The organism is Saccharopolyspora sp. NPDC045941, from assembly GCF_056431445.1.
On the sequence record NZ_JBWKKU010000002.1, the window covers coordinates 92059 to 109504 of the forward strand.

Below are 17446 nucleotides of genomic sequence, written 5' to 3' on the forward strand. Positions count from 1 at the left end.
CGATGCGCAAGACAACGAAGTCCTTGATCGCAGTCACGTGCGCCGCGGCCGCGCTCGCCGCCGCCGGTTGCGGGACGACCAGCGAGAACACCGGGAAGGTGCAGGCACAGGACCCGACCCAGCACTGCAAGGGGCCGAACGAGAAGTACACCATCGGCATGAGCCAGGCCAACCTCGCCGAGCCGTACCGGGTCCGGATGGACGACGACATCCGCAAGGCGGCCGAGAAGGTGCCGCAGTTCGAGGTGCAGTTCTCCGACGCGGCCAAGGACAACTCCAAGCAGATCAGCGACGTCGAGAACTTCCTCACCAAGCAGGTCGACCTGCTGATGATCTCGCCGAACGAGGCCGCGCCGCTGACCGACGTGGTGAAGAAGGCCTACAACAAGGGAATTCCGGTCTTGGTGCTGGACCGGAAGGTCGACGGCGACGCCTACACCACCTACATCGGCGCGGACAACGTCCAGATCGGCCGGCAGGCGGGCGAGTACTTCAAGAGCACGCTGCTGCCGGAGGGCGGCAAGATCGTGCAGATCAAGGGGCTGTCCGGGTCGACCCCGGCCGCGGAGCGGGAAAAGGGCTTCAAGGAAGGCATCCAGGGCTCGCAGATCGAGATCGTGGCCACCGCCGACGGTGAGTGGGAGCGGTCGGTCGGGCAGCAGAAGATGGACGCGCTGCTCAAGGCGAACCCCGACATCAAGGCGGTCTACGCGCAGAACGACCCGATGGCCGAGGGCGCGTACCTGGCGGCCCAGGCGGCGGGCCGCAACGACCTGAAGTTCGTCGGCATCGACGGGCTGCCCATCCCGTCCGGCGGCATCAAGGCCGTCGAGGACGGCCGGCTGCAGGCGACCAACCTGTACCCGACCGGCGGCGCGGAAGCCGTGGAAGCGGCCAAGAAGCTGCTGATCGACTGCCAGCCGGTGGAGAAGGCGCAGACTCTGCAGACCGAGCTGGTCACCAAGGAGAACGCCGCCGAGGTCTACGCCCGGCTGAACCAGAGCTGACACCCGCGTCGTGAGTGGGCGTGGTCGCCGGGGCGGCCACGACCACTCACGACTGCGCGCTCGAGGCAATGCCAGACGCTATTGCGAATGATCGCGATTTCCGAATAATTCCATTGCCGGTAAGACTTTTCTCGTGAAAATCCCAATGAGGCTTTTCCAACCTCGTTCTGCGTGGCGGTGCGGGTAGCGGAACCTCAGAGGCTCCCTGGACTGTGGGTGCCCTGACTTATGTATGCCCAATTACACGGCGTCAGGGCCGTCCTCGCCAGGAAGCCTCTGAGAACCCGCGGCGGTGCCAGTGTCGTAGGTGGGCTATGCACCTGCGGCGCATGCGACAGCCCATCGACGTGCACCTTTGCGACCCGCGGTTGCGGGCCGACCAGGATGAAAAACGCTCAATACACCTGGATGGTGGTTGTCGGAGCCCTCGGATCCGGCAACCATCTTATTGAGTGAATTCGCTTCGCGGATTCTTCGACACCGCCCGTATCGGTTGGCTTCGCGGAGATCTCCTTCTTACGCTGCGCTCAATGCGCGAGTGATCTTTCAACCCCCGGAGCCGGACGAAAATCCATTCAGTCGCGCACCACCATCGGAAACAGCGTCCGCCACCGTCCGAAGTGGATAGTGGCGCGCGGGGAGGGGCGAGCACCATGAGAGACCGCTCAGCAACGCCGCCGGGAAATGGTCGTCGGCGCGCCCGCCGGCTCGGCGCCTACCTCGGAATCGCTTCGCTGGCCGCGGCCGCCGTGGTCGCGGACGCCGGATTCGGCCCGGTCCGCGCGGACGCGCAGCCGGCGGCGCCGGCCAGGGGCCCGGTCGGCTGGGACACGTACCGGAACCTCGGTGCGACGGCCCAGCTGCGCGGCGACGAGAAGTCGTTCCAGGCCTCCAGCTTCGACCGCACCGGTGGGAACAACGACGGATTCCGGGGTACCTACTCCTGCCTGCGGATCACCGACCGCGGATGCGTGATCGCCGAGCACGACGGCGCGGGGGAGATCACCTCGATCTGGTCCACCCGCGAACCCTGGGGCGACGTCACGGCGACCGGCAACATCGTGATCGAACTCGACGGCCGGGTGATCCTGAACGCGCCGCTGGTCGACGTGGTCAACGGGCGGGTGGGCGCGCCGTTCGCGTGGCCGCTGGTGGCCGGCGCCGGAGACGCCGCGGGTGGCGTCTCCATCAAGGTGCCGATGCCGTACCGCAATTCGATGCGGGTGACCGTGCAGCACAACCCGTACTTCTACCACGTCTCCTACCGGGCGTTCCCCAACGCGGACGGCGTGCAGGCCTTCAACCCGCACGATCCCGCCGGGGACGTGCTCGACCGGTTGCGCCGCTTCGGCGTCGCCGACCCGAAGCCCGCCGCCTCCGGCGCCACCCCGACCCGCAAGGACTTCGACCTGACGCCGGGTTCCTCGACCACGATCGCCCGGCTGACCGGGCCGCAGCAGATCTCCCAGCTCCGCGTGCGGCTGCCGCAGGTGGTGGGCAGCCCGCAGGCGGTCGACGACGGCTACGCCTTCGGGCAGGCCGGCGGCAGCCGGTTCACCATGCGCGTGGACCCGAACAACCAGGGCATCCGGCTGATCCGGCGGTACGACGCGCAGATCGCCGACCAGGTCGCGGACGTCTTCGTGGACGGCCGGCCGGTCGGGCAGTGGCGCGGCGGCCCGGCGCGGCCCGGCCAGTGGGGTGTGGAGTTCGTCGAGGTGCCCGCCGAGCTGACCGCGGGCAAGTCCGAGGTGCAGGTCTCCAGCCGCTTCGTGTCGTCCTCCTTGGACGTCAACGAGTTCCGCTACGACGTGCACAGCAAGGTGGGCGGCGAGTGGGTGCGCACCGACGTGCTCGACCTCGGGCCGGACCACCCCGGCGAGCAGAGCGCGCACGGCTACCGCATCGACAACGAGGTCTTCGCCCGGTCCAAGCTCATCGCCCGCTACCCCAACGATCCCGGCCAGGTCGCGGCCTCCGACGAGGTGCTGTCCACCGCCCGGATCCGCATCACCTTCGACGGGCAGACCACTGTGGACGCGCCGATCGGCGAGTTCTTCGGCACCGGCCTCGGCGAGTACGACGTGCGCAGCCTGATGACCTCGGTCGACCCGGGGCTGGACGGCTGGTACACGTCCTGGTGGCCGATGCCGTTCGCGCAGAACGCGGTGGTCGAGGTGGTCAACGGCGGCGGGATCCCGATCACCGGCGCGACCGCCGAGGTCATCAGCGCGCCGGCGGAGGTGGGCGGCAACACCGGGTACTTCCACGCCACCCACCTGCGGGGGAACACCGTGCCCGGGAGGGACTGGACGTTCCTGAACACCAGCGGGGCGGGCACCTTCTACGGCGTCACGCACACCATGCGCGGGCTGATCCCGCCGGGCGCGGCGGTGCGCAGCAACCAGCCGCACTCCCTCGGCACGAGCGCCGCCGTGAACCAGCGCAACTACCTGGAGGGCGACGAGCGGTTCTACGTCGACGGCTCCGCCGAGCCGGCGTGGCACGGCACCGGTACCGAGGACTTCTACGAGTCCGGCTGGTACTTCCGGGACGGCACCACGTTCTCGATGCCGCAGGTCGGCAACCCGTCGCACGAGATCGGCGCCGACGGCTGCCAATTCGACTGCACCGGGGCCTACCGGATCATGATCAACGACGCGGTGCCGTTCCGAACCGGCCTGCGGGCGGGGATCGAGCACGGGCCGGTCAACGACGAGCCGGGCGACTACAGCTCGACGACGTACTGGTACGGCGGCCGCGTGCCGGGTCGCCAGCTGCCGATCGCACCGCCGGCGCCCGCCCGGCCGCCGGAGACGCAGCCAGCTGCCCCGTCGTCGCCGCCGGAGACCAGCACCCCGCCGTCGTCGACCGCCCCGCCGGAACCGGGCACTCCGGAGGTGGGCACCCCGGCGACCACCGGCCAGGACGACGGCGAACGGCCGGCGGACGTCCAGCAGGTGGTCGACGAGGCCATCCGCCAGCACCAGCGCAACGGCTGAGCCCCGGACCGAGCGAACGGACCATTCACGCCTCCTGGCGAGGCGAATGGTCCGTTCGCTCTTGTCACGGGCGGGTGCTGCTGCCCCGGGTGACCAGGTGCGCGGACAAGGTGGTGGTGGTCATGTCGGCGCGTTCCCCGCTGATCCGGTCCAGCAGCAGCTGGGCGGCGATCGCGCCCATGTCGTAGGCGGGCTGGGCGACGACCGTCAGCGGCGGGTCGATCAGCGTCGCCCACGGCGCGTCGTCGAAGGCGACCACACCGATGTCCTGGCCGGGGCGCAGGCCCAGTTCGGCGCACGTCTCCAGCACGCCGACCGCCATCATGCTGTTCGCCACGAGGACCGCGTCCGGCGGATCGTCCTGGGTCAGCAGCGGTCGCGCCGCCTGCTTCGCCCCGGGCGCCTTGAACTCCGAGCGTCGCACCAGCGCCGCAGGGGCAGGCAGCTTCGCTGCGCGCAGCCCATCCCGGTAGCCGGCGAGCCGGTCGTCCGCGGTCAGCACGCCGCTGGGGCCGGTGAGGCAGGCGATCCGCCGGTAGCCCTGCTCCGCCAGGTGCAGAGTCGCCTCCTTGGCGGCGAGCCTGGTGTCGACCAGCACCGTGTCGCCTGCCGAGTTCGGCAGCGGCCGGTCCACCGCCACCACCGGCGTGTTGTTGCGGCTGAGCAGCTCGGCGCTGTCGCCGCGCCCGGTCGGCGACAGCAGCACCCCGGCCACCCGCTCCTGCAAGGCGACGTCGACGTACTCGCGCTCCTTCTCCGGTTCGTCGTCGGAGTTGCACAGCACCACCGAGTAGCCGGCGGCGTGCGCCACGTCCTCGGCGCCGCGGGCGATCGCGGTGAAGAACGGGTTCTCCACGTCGGAGATGATCAGGGCCAGCACCGCGGTCTCCTGCTTGCGCAGGTTGCGGGCCGGGCCGTTGGGCCGGTAGCCCAGCTCCGCGGCGGCCGCGAGCACCCGCGCGGCCAGCGCCGGATCGACGGTGCTCTTGCCGTTGAGCGCACGTGAAACGGTCGCAGTGGACACCCCGGCGCGGGTTGCCACATCACTGATCGTCGCCACGACTCCTCCTCGTGTGCCCGCTAGCCGAGTGACGGCGGGCTACCTGCCTTGACAGCCCGTGTCATGCCAGAATAGCGTCCGAGAAAACGATTGCTCGCCGTCTTCTCGGCAATTCCAGCGGCGGGCTTTCCCGGTCAGGCGATCCGCAGGGAGTTCACCGGTGGCGCCCACCGACGTGCTCCTCGCCGCCGGTTCTCCAGCAGTCAACGCCGCCTGTCAGTGAACTTGGGAGGAACTGTGGCTCGCATCGGCGTCGTCAGCATTTCCGACGGTCGTGACCACGTCCACGCCCGCATCGCGGATTTCATCCGGTCCAAACAGGATTCCCTGGTCCGGTCGCTGCAAGCCGCCGGGCACGACGTGGTGGTGGGCGACGACCTGGTCGCCACCAACGCGCTCGCCACCTCGGTGGCCCGCAAGGTGGCCGCGGCCGACGTCGACGTCACCGTCTTCTACTACTCGGTGTGGACGTTCCCGCACTTCACCATGCTCGCCGCGGACGCCACCCGCAGCCCGCTGGTGCTGGTGGCCAGCACCGATCCGACTGAACCGGGCCTCGTCGGCATGCTCGCCGCGGGCGGCGCGCTGGACCAGATCGGCCGCCGCCACACCCGCGCCTGGGGCGCGCCGGACGACGCCGAGCTGGTCGAGAAGATCGGCGTGCACGCCAAGGCGTCCGCGGCGGTGCGGTCGCTGCGCGGGTCGACCTTCGGCCGGTTCGGCGGGCGTCCGATGGGCATGAACACCGCGGTGGCCAACACCGACCAGTGGATGCGCAAGTTCGGCATCGACGTGGAGGAGATCGACCAGTACGAGCTGGTCCTGCGCGCGGACAAGGCGGACGCCGCCGAGGCGAAGAAGGCGCGCGAGTGGATCGAGCAGCACGCGGCGGGCGTGCACTACGACGGCAAGAAGCTGACGCCGGAGCTGCTGGAGCGGCAGATCCGCTCCTACCAGGCGATCCGGGACATCATCGCGGAGCGCAACCTGGACTTCTCCGGCATCAAGGCGCAGCCGGAGCTGACCGAGAACTTCGCGACCATGGACGTCACCGAGGCGTTCCTGAACGACCCGTACGACTGGAACGGGCCGAAGGAGCCGCACGTGTGCGCCACCGAGGCGGACATGGACGGCGCGCTGACCATGCAGCTGTTCAAGGCCTTGGCGGGCACCCCGGTGCTGTTCGCCGACGTGCGGCACTACCACGCCGACCGGGACATCTGGGACCTGTGCAACTCCGGCCAGCACGCCACCTGGTACGCCGCCCGCAGCGACGACCCGGCGGAGAACCTGGCGAAGGTCAACTTCTACCCGGAGGTGTTCTTCTTCCCGGCGGGTGGCGCGTCGGTGCAGCACATCGCGGCCCCGGGGCAGATGACGCTGGGCCGGTTGACCCGCGAGGACGGCGAGTACCGCCTGCAGCTGATGCTCGGCGAGTTCGAGGCGTACGACGACGAGACCAACCAGGCGCTGGTGAACCAGTCGACGCCGGAGTGGCCGCACGCGTTCGCGCGGCTGGACGCGCCGGGCGAGGTGTTCCTGTCGAAGTTCGGCGCGAACCACATCCACGCGGTGCCCGGCGACCACCGGGCGGCCCTGCGCGCCGTGGCGGATCAGCTGGACGTCCGCCTCGACGAGTGGACCCGGGGCTGACAACATCCCCTTCCGGTGCAGTTTCAATTGAAACCGCGGGCCTCCGGGGTGTCGGACCACGACACGCCGGAGGTTGTGGACAACTCCCGCAATTTCAATGGAAATCGGAGGTTCGATTTCCATTGAAATTGCGTACCGCACCGGGGTGGGGCAGCCCGGGGGGTGGTGCGGTCGGGGGTCTCCGGTGTTCCAGGCGTGCGAGTTGACGAGGAGGATCGCGCAGGTGGCCGAGAAGGTGTTGCTCGGGATCGACATCGGCACGGCGAGTTCCAAGGGGGTGCTGGTCGCCACCGACGGGCGCATCATCGCCCGCGCCAGCCGGCCGCACGAGACCTCCCACCCGCATCCGGGCTGGGTGGAGCACGACGCGGAATCGGTGTGGTGGGCGGACTTCCTGGAACTGGCCCGGGAGCTGGTGCCCGCCGCTGAAGGCCGGGAGATCGCCGGTCTCGGCGTCAGCGGCATCGGCCCCGTCCTGCTGCCCGCCGACGGCGACGGGAAACCCCTGCGGCCGGCCATCCTCTACGGCGTGGACACCCGTGCGACCGAGGAGATCGCGGAGCTCACCGAGGAGTTCGGGGCGGACGAGATCCTGCGCCGGGGCGGCTCGGCGCTGTCCAGCCAGGCCGTCGGGCCGAAGATCCGCTGGCTGGCCAAGCACGAGCCGGAGGTCTACGAGCGCACCGAGATGCTGCTGATGTGCAGCTCCTACCTGGTCCACCGGCTGACCGGCCGGTACGTGCTCGACCACCACTCGGCCAGCCAGTGTGATCCGCTCTACGACCTGCGGGCCCGCGACTGGTCGGCGGACTGGGCCCAGCGGGTCGCGCCGGGGCTGCCGCTGCCGGAGCTGGCGTGGCCGACCGAGGTCGTCGGGCAGGTCACCGCGCAGGCGGCAGCCGAGACCGGGCTGCCGGAAGGGCTGCCGGTCACCGCGGGCACCGTGGACGCCTGGGCCGAGGCCACCAGCGTCGGCGTGCGGGAGCCGGGCGACGTGATGCTGATGTACGGCACCACGATGTTCTTCGTCCAGGTGCTCACCGATCTGCAGCCGCACCAGGCGCTTTGGGGCACCTGCGGGGCGTTCCCCGACACGTACACGCTGGCCGCCGGGATGGCGACGTCGGGCGCGGTGACGCAATGGCTGCGCGGCCTCGTCGACGGCGATTTCGCCCAGCTCGTGGAGGAAGCGAGCAAGGTGCCCGCGGGCAGCCGCGGGTTGTTGCTGCTGCCGTACTTCGCCGGTGAGCGGACGCCGATCTTCGACCCGGACGCGCGCGGCATCCTGGCCGGGCTGACCACCAGCCACGGCCGCGCCGAGCTGTACCGGGCCGCGCTGGAGGGCATCGGTTTCGGGGTCCGCCACAACCTGGCCGCGATGGGCGAGGCGGGCGGCACGGCCCGGCGGCTGGTCGCCGTCGGCGGCGGCACCCAGGGCGGGCTGTGGACGCAGATCGTTTCCGACATCACCGGCCAGGAGCAGCAGATCCCGGCCGAGACGGTCGGCGCGGCTTACGGCGACGCGCTGCTCGCGGGCGTCGGCACCGGCACCGCTGTCGCCCCGGACGACTGGAACCCGGTGACGCGCACCGTCCGGCCGAACCCGGAGCACACCGAGCGCTACGACGCGTTCTTCGGGCACTACCGGGACCTCTACGACTCCACGGTGCGGATCGCGCACTTCCTGGCAGGTGAACAGCGCGCCGCGGACGAGCGCGACTGATCACCGAATGACGCGCCACTGATCTTGTTAAGCTCAGGCATTCGGGTGAGCTGTCACGAGATCGGGGAGGCGCGGGGCGGATGGCGGTGACTCGGCGTGTCCTGGCCGCCTGTTTCGTCTTGGTGACGTTGGTCGCAGCCGGTTGCTCCCGGGAGTCGGACGCCGACGAAGCGCCACGGATCGACGCCGCCGGCCGCGACCTCGGCGCGGCCAGCGTGCAGCGCGACCAGGTGTACGCGCAGCGCGACACCGGCGCGCTGAAGCTGGACCTGTTCCTGCCCGCGAAGCGCGAGACGCCGACCCCGCTGATCGTGTACGTGCACGGCGGCGGCTGGGACGCCGGGGTTCGCGCGCTGGACGCCGATCCCGCCGCGCCGGAGGCGCTGACGGCGCAGCGCCTGCTGGAACACGGCTACGCGGTGGCCACAGTGGACTACCGGTTGACCGGAGCGGCGCAGTACCCGGCGCAGGTGGTCGACGTGGCGGATGCCGTGCGCTGGCTGCAGGGGCGGGCCGGGGAGTGGCAGCTGGACGCCGACCGCGTCGGGCTGTGGGGCGCGTCGGCCGGCGGCCACCTGGTGTCGCAGCTGGGCGCGCTGACCGGTGCCCCGGACAAGCCGGGCGGCGGGCTGACCGGCGTCCGGGCGGTGGTGGACTGGTTCGGGCCGACCGACATGAGCGCCGAGGCCGAGGCGGCGCATCCGCAGATGCAGGAGTACGCGCGGCGGGTGATCAAGCAGCTGCTCGGCTGCATGCCGGTGGAGTGCCCGGCGCGGGCCGAGTCGGCGAGCCCGATCAAGAACATCTCCGGGGACGAGCCGCCGTTCCTGATCCAGCAGGGCACGGCGGATTCGCTGGTCCCGCTCGACCAGAGCCTCGACTTCGCGCGGGACCTGCGCAAGCTGGGCGTCACGGCGGAGATGCACCCGTACGAGGGCCTGGACCACGGCTTCGGCCGTGGCCCGCACAACACGCTGATCGTCGACACGGTCGCGGCCTTCGTCGAGACCCACGTCTGACCGGCCCTTCCGCGCCGCGGAGCGCCCGTTCCAGCGAGCCCGGTTCTGCCCAAGGGCCGTTTCAGGTGCGCGGCCCGCGTGGGACGTAGGGCGTCGATTTCGCGCGAAATCGCCACCGGGTCAGGCGCCGGCCACCTACGGGATCGACCGGACGGCTCCTCCCGGGGCTCGTGGGGCGCCTGATCTTGGGCAAAATCGGAATCCGCCCATCGCGGCCGAGCGGTGACTTGTGCCCGCACCTGCGGAGATGGGTGCTTCGGGAGTTCGATCCAGCTCCGGTCGGGTGCGGTCAGAAGCGCTCGGTCTCCCGATCCCGGACGAGCGGCTGCGCATCGAGCCCTTCCCGCGTCGGGAGCGAGCCGGTGACCAGGCCGTCTTCGTCGTGGCGGATGGTTCCGACGTCGCCGGAGCCCGCGGCTTCGGCCAGCGGCTGGATCGTGCTGCGGAACGACTCCAGCGCGTCGAGCTCGCGGCGGCGGGCCGAGACGAAGCGCTGCAGGTGCGTGCTGGAGAGGTTCACCGCCTCCACCGCGTTGGACGCCGCGCGCTGGGCGCGGACCGAGTGGGCGCGCACCTGCTCGATGTCCTCGGCGATCGTGCGCTCCGTCGCGGCGAACATCGACGCCGACGCCAGCACCGCGAAACCCGTTGGCCCGCAGAGGAAGACCCGCTTGCCCAGCAGCCAGGTGAGCAGCTGCGGGTCGGTGTCGAGGGCGGCGATCACGGCGGCGTCGGACGGCACGAACATGATCGAGCCGTAGATCGCGTCGGCCCACTTCTGGTAGCCCTTGCCCGCGAGTTCGGTGGCGCGGGAGCGGATGTTGCGGACGTGCACCCGCAGGGCGTCGGTGCGTTCTTCGGGGTCGTCGGTCTCCATCGCCTCGGCCCACACCGCGAGGCTCGCCTTGGCGTCCACCGGGACCTGGCGCCCGCCGCCCACGGACAGCACCATGTCGGGGCGCGCGGAGCCGCCGCCGGCGAGGTCGGTCTGCAGCGTGAAGTGGACTCCTTCGCGCAGCCCCAGCGACCGCGCGGTCTCCACGAGCACCTGCTCGCCGAGCTCACCGCGGCCGGTGATGGAGGCGAACGCGACTTCGTAGCGCCGCAGCGCGGCCTGCTGCTCGGCGGTGCGGGCGCGCTCGGCCTCGACCATGCGCAGCGCCTCGTCGGCTCGGCGTGCACTGTCCGTGTACAGCCGCCAGATCAGCATCAGCGCTGCCGCGACCAACAGCGTCAGCACGACGACGATGGTGATCAGGACGCCGGTACCCACATGAGCTCCGTCCGGTAGTGGCAGTGGCAGCTCAAATGATGGCGGACCGGCCCGACAACATCACGCACAGCCACGCTGTGAACGCGCTTCCGGCCGTCAAATCCGTTTCCGCTGGTCAGGCGGTGTGAGCGTGTTGTGCCGCCATGGCAGCACTCCACGTGCACGGGTGCTGACCTGCGGAAAGCGGCCACGAGGTGCACGACACGCCGAAGCGGCGTGGGGGGTCTGCGAAGTCAGGCGGGGGCGTCGATAGCTTGGGGCTCATGCGAGTGCTGCACACCTCCGACTGGCACGTGGGACGGACGTTCCACGGCCGAGACCTGCTCGGAGATCAGGAGGCCGTCCTGGGCGGGCTGGCCGACCTGGTCGTCGAGGAACAGGTCGACGTCGTGGTGGTCGCAGGCGATCTCTACGACCGCGCGGTGCCGTCGGGGGAGGCGGTGCAGACCTGCGTCCGGGTGCTCGGCAGGATCCGCGAAGCGGGCGCGCAGCTGGTGGTCACCTCGGGCAACCACGACTCCGCGGCCCGGGTCGGCGCGTTCGCCGAGTTCGCCGCCGCCGGCGGCCTGCACCTGCGCACCCAGATCGCCCGGCTGCACGAGCCGGTGGTGATCGACGACCGGCACGGCCCGGTCGCCTTCTACGGCATCCCCTACCTCGAACCGGACCCGGCGCGCCACGCCCTGCAGGCCTGCGCCGACGTGCCCGGGGCCAGCGCCGAGATCGAGTCGCGCGGCCACACGGCGGTGCTCACCGAAGCGATGAACCGGGTGCGCGCCGAACTGGCCGAACGTCCACAGGGGACTCGTTCGGTGGTGCTGGCGCACGCCTTCGTCACCGGCGGCGACAGCAGCGATTCCGAGCGCACCATCGCGGTCGGCGGCGTCGAGCAGGTGCCGGGCTCGGTGTTCGACGGCGTCGACTACGTCGCTCTAGGGCACCTGCACGGCCCGCAGCGGCTCGCCGAGCACCTGCGCTATTCGGGCAGCCCGCTGGCCTACTCGTTCTCCGAAGCGGCGCACCGCAAGTCGGTGTGGCTGGTCGATCTGGACGCGGACGGCCTGGCCGGCGTGGAGCGGCGCGAACTGCCGGTGCCCCGGCGGCTGGCGACGGTCCAGGGACTGCTGGAGGACCTGCTCGCCGAGCCGGAGCACGCCGAGTTGGAGGAGTGCTACCTCTCGGCGACGCTCACCGACGAAGTGCGCCCGCTGGAGGCGATGCGGCGGCTGCAACAGCGCTTTCCGCACGCCGTGCACCTGGAGTGGAAACCGGCGACCGGCCGCGCGACAGCGCCGTTGCACTACGCCGAGATCGTGCGCGGCCGCGACGACCACGAGCTCGCCGCCAGGTTCGTGGCCGACTGCCGGGGCAGCGACCCCAACGATTCCGAACGCGTGTTGCTCAACGAGGCACTGCGCGCGGTCGCCGCGGCGGAGGGGGCGAAATGAGGCTGCACAGCCTGGAAGTCACCGCGTTCGGCCCGTACCGCGACCACCAGGAGGTGGACTTCGACCGGCTCGGCGGCGATGGCCTGTTCCTGCTGCACGGCGATACCGGTGCGGGCAAGACGACACTGCTGGATGCGGTCGCCTTCGCCCTCTACGGTTCGGTGCCGGGCGCGCGCGGCGAGGTCAAGCGGCTGCGCTGCGACACCGCGAAACCCGACACCATCACCAAGGTCGTGCTGGAGCTGACGGTGCAGGGGCAGCGGCTGCGGCTGGAGCGCAGCCCGGAGTACCAGCGGCCGAAGAAGCGAGGTGACGGCTACACCACGCAGCAGGCGAAGGCCTCGCTGACCTGGGTCGACGGCGCGCCCACCGAGCAGCCGCCGGAGGGACTGACGCGCATCGACGAGGTCGGGCGCACGGTGCAACGCCTGCTGGGCATGACGGTCGACCAGTTCTTCCAGGTCGTGATGCTGCCGCAGGGCGAGTTCGCCAAGTTCCTGCGCTCGGACACCGCCGAGCGCGAGAAGCTGCTGGAGAAGCTGTTCGGCACCCAGCGGTTCGGCGAGGTCGAGCGCTGGTTCGTCGAACGCCGCCGGGAGCGCGGGCGCGGCGTCGAGGAGCAGACGCAGCGGGTTCGCGAGCTGCTCGCGCGCGTCTCGCAGGTCTCGGGCGCGGAACCGGATGCCGATGCGGACGAGCAGAACTGGTTGGAGGACATCGAAAAGCGGTCCCTCCGCGAGATGGAGGGCACGCGGGCCGAGCACTCCCGCCTGCGGCGCGAGCGGGAGGTGGCCGACGCGAAGCTGACCGAGCGCCGCGAGCTGGCCGAGAAGGTCCGCCGGGTGCGGCAGGCCAACACGACCCTCGCCGCGATCGGCGAACAGCAGGACCAGCACGACGCTTGGCGCGCGGAGCGGGAAGCGGCGCAACGCGCCGTCCCGGTGCTCGCGGCCCGGAATGCCGTGCTGCGGGCGGTGCAGGAGCGCGACAAAGCACGGGCTGCGGTAGCCGCTGCGGCCGCGAGCTGCGAGCAGGAAGCCGAAACACCGCTGGCCGAACTGCGTTCGCTCGCGGGCACCAGGCGGGAGGAAGCGGGTGGTCTCGCGCACCTGATCCCCGAGGCGCAGCAACAGGAAACCGACCGGCAGAAGCTCGCCTCCCTGGCCGATCGGCTGGCAGCGGACGAGACCCTGGAGACCGAGCTCGTCGGGCAGCAGGCCACCTTGCCCGACCGCATCGGCACCGCGCGGCAGCAGGTCGAAGACGCGAAGCACGCGGAGCTGCGACTGGAAACCGTGCAGGCGCGCGGCACCGAGGTCGCCGCGCTGCTGCGGACCGCGCGGGAACTGCCCGGCGCGCAAAAGGAACTCGCGTCGGCGACGGCCCGCGCGCAGCAGGCCATCGATGCCCACCAGCAGGCTCGCGACCTGCTGCAAGATCTCCGGGCCCGCAGGCTCGCCGGGATGGCCGCCGAACTCGCGGCCCGGCTCTCGCCCGGCGAGCCGTGCCCGGTCTGCGGATCGGCGGAACACCCCGCGCCCGGCGAACCGGTCGACGCCCCGGTGCGAGCCGAGGACGAGGACAACGCCCAAACCGAGGAGCAGCGCGCCGCAGCCCGGCGGGAAAAGGCCACGGCAGAAGCGCAACGAGCCCGCCAGCACCTCGACAACCTGGCAGAACGCCTCGGCGATCACACCGAGGCGGACCTCGCCGCCGAAATCGCCGAGCTCAGAGCCGAGCGCGACGCGCTCCAGAAAACCGCCGCGGAACTACCGCAACGCACCAAGAACCTGGCTGAGCTTGAAGAATCCACCGAGCGCCTGAGCGAGCAGCTGTCGAAGGTGCGAACCCGAGTCGCGACGGCCCGCAGCGAGCGGGCATCGCTTGCGACCACAGTGGACGAACGCGAGTCCAGGCTGCGCGAAGGGCGCGCCGACTTCCCGAGCATCGCCGACCGGCGAGCGCACCTGCTGGACATCGCCGGCCGCCTCGAACAACTCGCAGCGGCCCGGACGAGCAGGGACGACGCCGAACAGCGCCTCGCCGAACAGGAAACCGCCCTGGCCGAAGCCGCCACCGCGGCGGGCTTCGACAACGCGGCAGCCGCGCTGGCCGCCGAACGCGGCGACGACCGGATCGCCCAGCTCGCCGAGGCGCTCGCCGAGGTCGAAGAACGCGCCGCAGGCGCCCGCGCAGCGCTGGCCAGCGCGGAGCTGTCCGGCGTGGACGCAGACGCCGAGGTCGGCCTCGAAGAGGCCACCGAGGCCGCCGTCGTAGCCCGCGAAGCGGCGGAGCGCTCGGCCGCGTTGGCGCATCGCGCCGAGCAGCGGCAGCGCGACATCGCGCAGCTCGCGGAGCGGCTGCGCGGAGCGTGGGCGGAGCTCGGGCCGGCGTTGGCGGAGCACGCCGAGCTGGAGGCGTTGGCGGACGTGGTCAACGGACGCGGGCAGAACGCGCGGAAGATGTCGCTGCGCGCGTACGTGCTGGCCGCGCGGTTGGAGGAGGTGGCCATCGCGGCCACCCGGCGGCTGCAGCGGATGAGCGGCGGCCGGTACTCGTTCGTGCATTCCGACGCGGCCGGGGCGCGGGGCACCCGTGGCGGGCTCGGACTGGACGTGCTCGACGACTACTCCGGGAAGGTCCGGCCCGCGAAGACGCTCTCCGGCGGCGAGTCGTTCCTCGCCTCGCTTTCGCTGGCGCTCGGGCTGGCCGATGTGGTCGCCGCCGAGACCGGCGGCGCGCTGCTGGACACGTTGTTCATCGACGAGGGGTTCGGAACGCTCGACGCCGACACCCTCGACCTGGTGATGGACACCCTCGACGACCTGCGGGCCGGCGGCCGGGTCGTCGGCCTCGTGTCCCACGTCGAGGAGATGCGCCAACGGATCTCGGTGCGCCTCCGCGTCCGCAAGTCCCGCGACGGCTCCACCCTGGAACTCCAGACCTGACCGTACCGGGCACCGCGCCTCCGCCCGGTTTCAGAGGCCGTTTCAGAACGGCTCCTCCCGAAGGTGCCCGGTGCCTGGAACGGTGGCGATTTCGCGCGAAATCGCCGCTCTGCGTCCCACGCCTGCCCGCGCACCATCCTGAAACGGCCCCTAGGCAGGGTTGGGGCCGTGTGTCCCGCCGCGTTCCGCGGGAGGTTGCGATTTCAGGCGAAATTGGAGCCTCGTTTCGCCCGGTGTCCTGCGGAAGTGGGTTCCCGATTTCAGGCGAGATCGGGAGCCCGTCGGGCCGGTCAGGCGATGGTTTCGTGGGCGAGGAGCCAACGCTTGGCCGGAAGACCCCAGCGGAAGCCGCCCAGGGAGCCGTCGCTGCGCAGCACCCGGTGGCACGGCACGAACAGCGCCGCCGCGTTGCGGGCGCAGGCCGCTGCCGCCGCTCGGAACGCTTGGGGGCGGCCCGCCAGCGCGGCTAGTTCCGAGTAGCTCACGGGTTCACCGGCCGGGACCTTCCGCAGCACCTGCCAGGCGTGTTCGAGGAACTCCCCGGAGCGCTGCCGCACCGGAATCGCGTCGACCGCGCGCAGGTCGCCGGCGTGGTAGTCGCGGATCGCGCGGGTGACCGCGCCGAGATCCGCTGCTTCGCGCGGTGCTTCGGGCAGGAGCTCGCCGGACACCAGCGGCACGAGCTCGTCCAGGCGGGCCGTCCAGCCGGAGGCGAGGACTGCACCGTCGGCGTCGACCACGGCGGTGAACGGACCGGCCGGAGTGTCCTCAGTGGACCATGCGATCATGCTTCTCTCCAATGTTTCTGCGGCGGCCGGGTCACGAAGCGAGCTGCAACTGCGGCGTGCCGCTGGCCGCCGCCTCCCACAGGAGCACTCCGGCGTAGGAGCGCCACGGGCTCCAGCGCCGCGCATGCGCCTCGATCGCCGCGGGGTCTTCGGACAGCCCGAGGATCCCCGCGCCTCGTCGCAGCGCGAGATCACCGGTCAGCAGCACGTCGGGCGAGCCCAGCACGCGCATGGCGACGTAGCTCGACGTCCAGGGCCCGATGCCGCAGATGGTCTCCAAGTCTTCCCGCAGCTCGGCTTCGTCGCGTCCGGTGTGCAACGCGAGACCTCCGTCGGCGACGGCCGCCGCGACGGCGCGGACGGTTTCCGCCCGTCGCCGCGGCCCGGGCAGGACCTCCAGCGCTCGCTCCGCCAGAACCTCCGGCGTCGGGAAGAGCGTCGTCACCGCACCTTCCGGGTGGGCCAGCGGCTCGCCCAGCGCGGTGACGAGCCGCTCCGTCGTCTTGCGCGCCGCCGCCACCGAGATCTGCTGGCCGATCACGGCGCGGACCAGGACCTCCAGCCCGTCGACGCTGCCCGGCACCCGAACCCCGGGAGTCTGCGCGACGGCCAGCCGCAGCGCCGGGTCGGCGCCGAGCGCTTCGCCGATCGCGGCCGGGTCGGCGTCGAGGTCGAGCAGGCGCCGCAGCCGGGACACCGCGCTGCCGAGATCGCGCAGGTCCGTGAGCCGCAGCGTGCAGGCGACGTACTTCTCGTGCGGTCGGAGCGTGGCGATCCCGGTTCCGTACGGCAGGCGCAGCGCACGCGTGTAGTGGTCCGGCCCGGCATTTTCCAGGCCGGACAGCGCCCGTTCGCCGAGGAACCGCAGCACGCCCGCCACATCGCAGGGAGCCCGGAACGGCAGGCGCAGCTGGACGGCACCGGCGCTGCCGCGGACCTCGCTGCGCCGCTGCGCGCGGCCGCGCATCTCCGTCGGAGTCACGCCGAAGACCTCGCGCAGCGTGTCGTTGAACTGGCGCAGACTGGAGAAACCGGCCGCGAACGCCACGTCGCCGAACAGGATCGTGGTGGTCTCGATCAGGATCCGCGCCGAGTGCGCGCGGTGCGCCCGCGCCAACCCGAGCGGTCCGGCGCCGAGTTCGGCGGTGAGCACCCTGGTCAGGTGGCGTTCCGAGTAGCCGAGCTGGTCGGCGAGCCCGCGCACGCCGCAGCGGTCCACGACGCCGTCGCTGATCAGCCGCATGGCGCGGCCGGCGAGATCGGCGCGCAGGTTCCACTCCGGCGACCCCGGCACGGCGTCCGGCAGGCATCGGCGGCAGGCCCGGAAGCCGGCGGCCTGCGCGGCGGCGGCCGTCGGGAAGAACAGGCTGTTGTCGGGCTTGGGCGTGCGTGCCGGGCACGACGGGCGGCAGTAGATGCCCGTGGTGCGCACGGCGTGGATGAAGCAGCCGTCGAAGCGCGCATCGCGCGAGGCGACGGCCCGGAGTGCGTCCTCTGTTCCCACCAGCATGTCTTCGATGGTGCC

11 protein-coding genes are annotated in these 17446 nt (G+C 71.4%); 7 read left to right on the forward strand and 4 right to left on the reverse strand.

Going from position 1 to position 17446, the window contains the following annotated elements:
* Positions 1-2 precede the first annotated feature (2 nt).
* Both AC07FN_RS02225 and AC07FN_RS02230 read left to right on the forward strand, forming a co-directional pair.
* The gene (locus tag AC07FN_RS02225) at positions 3-1007 is read left to right on the forward strand and encodes a substrate-binding domain-containing protein (protein ID WP_478393955.1); all 1005 of its coding nucleotides are present in this window, start codon (positions 3-5) and stop codon (positions 1005-1007) included.
* Positions 1008-1660: 653 nt separating this feature from the next.
* On the forward strand, positions 1661-4009 hold the full coding sequence (locus AC07FN_RS02230; protein ID WP_478393956.1) for a glycoside hydrolase family 172 protein: 2349 nt from the start codon (positions 1661-1663) through the stop codon (positions 4007-4009).
* A gap of 64 nt (positions 4010-4073) precedes the next feature.
* On the opposite strand, the gene AC07FN_RS02235 is transcribed toward AC07FN_RS02230, so the two are convergent.
* Positions 4074-5069 carry a LacI family DNA-binding transcriptional regulator gene (locus tag AC07FN_RS02235; protein WP_478393957.1) on the reverse strand — a complete coding sequence of 332 codons (996 nt, stop codon included), beginning with the start codon at positions 5067-5069 and terminating at the stop codon, positions 4074-4076.
* 237 nt (positions 5070-5306) lie between these two features.
* Between AC07FN_RS02235 and AC07FN_RS02240 the strand changes: the two genes are divergently transcribed.
* The 3 genes from AC07FN_RS02240 (at position 5307) to AC07FN_RS02250 (ending at position 9464) form a co-directional block, all read left to right on the forward strand.
* The gene (locus tag AC07FN_RS02240) at positions 5307-6722 is read left to right on the forward strand and encodes an L-fucose/L-arabinose isomerase family protein (protein WP_478393958.1); all 1416 of its coding nucleotides are present in this window, start codon (positions 5307-5309) and stop codon (positions 6720-6722) included.
* 223 nt (positions 6723-6945) lie between these two features.
* The gene (locus AC07FN_RS02245; RefSeq protein WP_478393959.1) at positions 6946-8445 is read left to right on the forward strand and encodes an FGGY-family carbohydrate kinase; all 1500 of its coding nucleotides are present in this window, start codon (positions 6946-6948) and stop codon (positions 8443-8445) included.
* A gap of 80 nt (positions 8446-8525) precedes the next feature.
* Positions 8526-9464, forward strand: coding sequence for an alpha/beta hydrolase fold domain-containing protein (locus tag AC07FN_RS02250; protein ID WP_478393960.1), 939 nt, complete (start codon positions 8526-8528; stop codon positions 9462-9464).
* A gap of 289 nt (positions 9465-9753) precedes the next feature.
* On the opposite strand, the gene AC07FN_RS02255 is transcribed toward AC07FN_RS02250, so the two are convergent.
* Positions 9754-10737 carry a DNA recombination protein RmuC gene (locus tag AC07FN_RS02255; RefSeq protein WP_478393961.1) on the reverse strand — a complete coding sequence of 328 codons (984 nt, stop codon included), beginning with the start codon at positions 10735-10737 and terminating at the stop codon, positions 9754-9756.
* Positions 10738-11000: 263 nt separating this feature from the next.
* On the opposite strand from AC07FN_RS02255, the gene AC07FN_RS02260 reads away from it, so the two are divergent.
* Both AC07FN_RS02260 and AC07FN_RS02265 read left to right on the forward strand, forming a co-directional pair.
* Positions 11001-12185 (forward strand): exonuclease SbcCD subunit D, encoded by a 1185-nt coding sequence (locus tag AC07FN_RS02260; RefSeq protein ID WP_478393962.1) that lies wholly within the window; start codon positions 11001-11003, stop codon positions 12183-12185.
* Positions 12182-15133, forward strand: a complete 2952-nt coding sequence (locus AC07FN_RS02265) for an AAA family ATPase (protein ID WP_478393963.1) — start codon at positions 12182-12184, stop codon at positions 15131-15133. The genes AC07FN_RS02260 and AC07FN_RS02265 overlap by 4 nt, the downstream gene beginning before the upstream one ends.
* A 290-nt stretch (positions 15134-15423) precedes the next feature.
* On the opposite strand, the gene AC07FN_RS02270 is transcribed toward AC07FN_RS02265, so the two are convergent.
* Both AC07FN_RS02270 and AC07FN_RS02275 read right to left on the reverse strand, forming a co-directional pair.
* A complete protein-coding gene (locus AC07FN_RS02270; protein WP_478393964.1) occupies positions 15424-15921 on the reverse strand; it encodes a methylated-DNA--[protein]-cysteine S-methyltransferase in 498 nt (165 codons plus the stop codon).
* Between the two features lie 31 nt (positions 15922-15952).
* Positions 15953-17431, reverse strand: a complete 1479-nt coding sequence (locus tag AC07FN_RS02275; protein WP_478393965.1) for an AlkA N-terminal domain-containing protein — start codon at positions 17429-17431, stop codon at positions 15953-15955.
* Positions 17432-17446 lie beyond the last annotated feature (15 nt).

Bases quoted from the DNA above. Each gene is read 5' to 3' on its own strand.
- AC07FN_RS02225 (WP_478393955.1), top strand. From the start codon at position 3: ATGCGCAAGACAACGAAGTCCTTGATCGCAGTCACGTGCGCCGCGGCC.
- AC07FN_RS02230 (WP_478393956.1), top strand. From the start codon at position 1,661: ATGAGAGACCGCTCAGCAACGCCGCCGGGAAATGGTCGTCGGCGCGCC.
- AC07FN_RS02250 (WP_478393960.1), top strand. From the start codon at position 8,526: ATGGCGGTGACTCGGCGTGTCCTGGCCGCCTGTTTCGTCTTGGTGACG.
- AC07FN_RS02260 (WP_478393962.1), top strand. From the start codon at position 11,001: ATGCGAGTGCTGCACACCTCCGACTGGCACGTGGGACGGACGTTCCAC.
- AC07FN_RS02265 (WP_478393963.1), top strand. From the start codon at position 12,182: ATGAGGCTGCACAGCCTGGAAGTCACCGCGTTCGGCCCGTACCGCGAC.
- AC07FN_RS02270 (WP_478393964.1), bottom strand. From the start codon at position 15,921: ATGATCGCATGGTCCACTGAGGACACTCCGGCCGGTCCGTTCACCGCC.
- AC07FN_RS02275 (WP_478393965.1), bottom strand. From the start codon at position 17,431: ATGCTGGTGGGAACAGAGGACGCACTCCGGGCCGTCGCCTCGCGCGAT.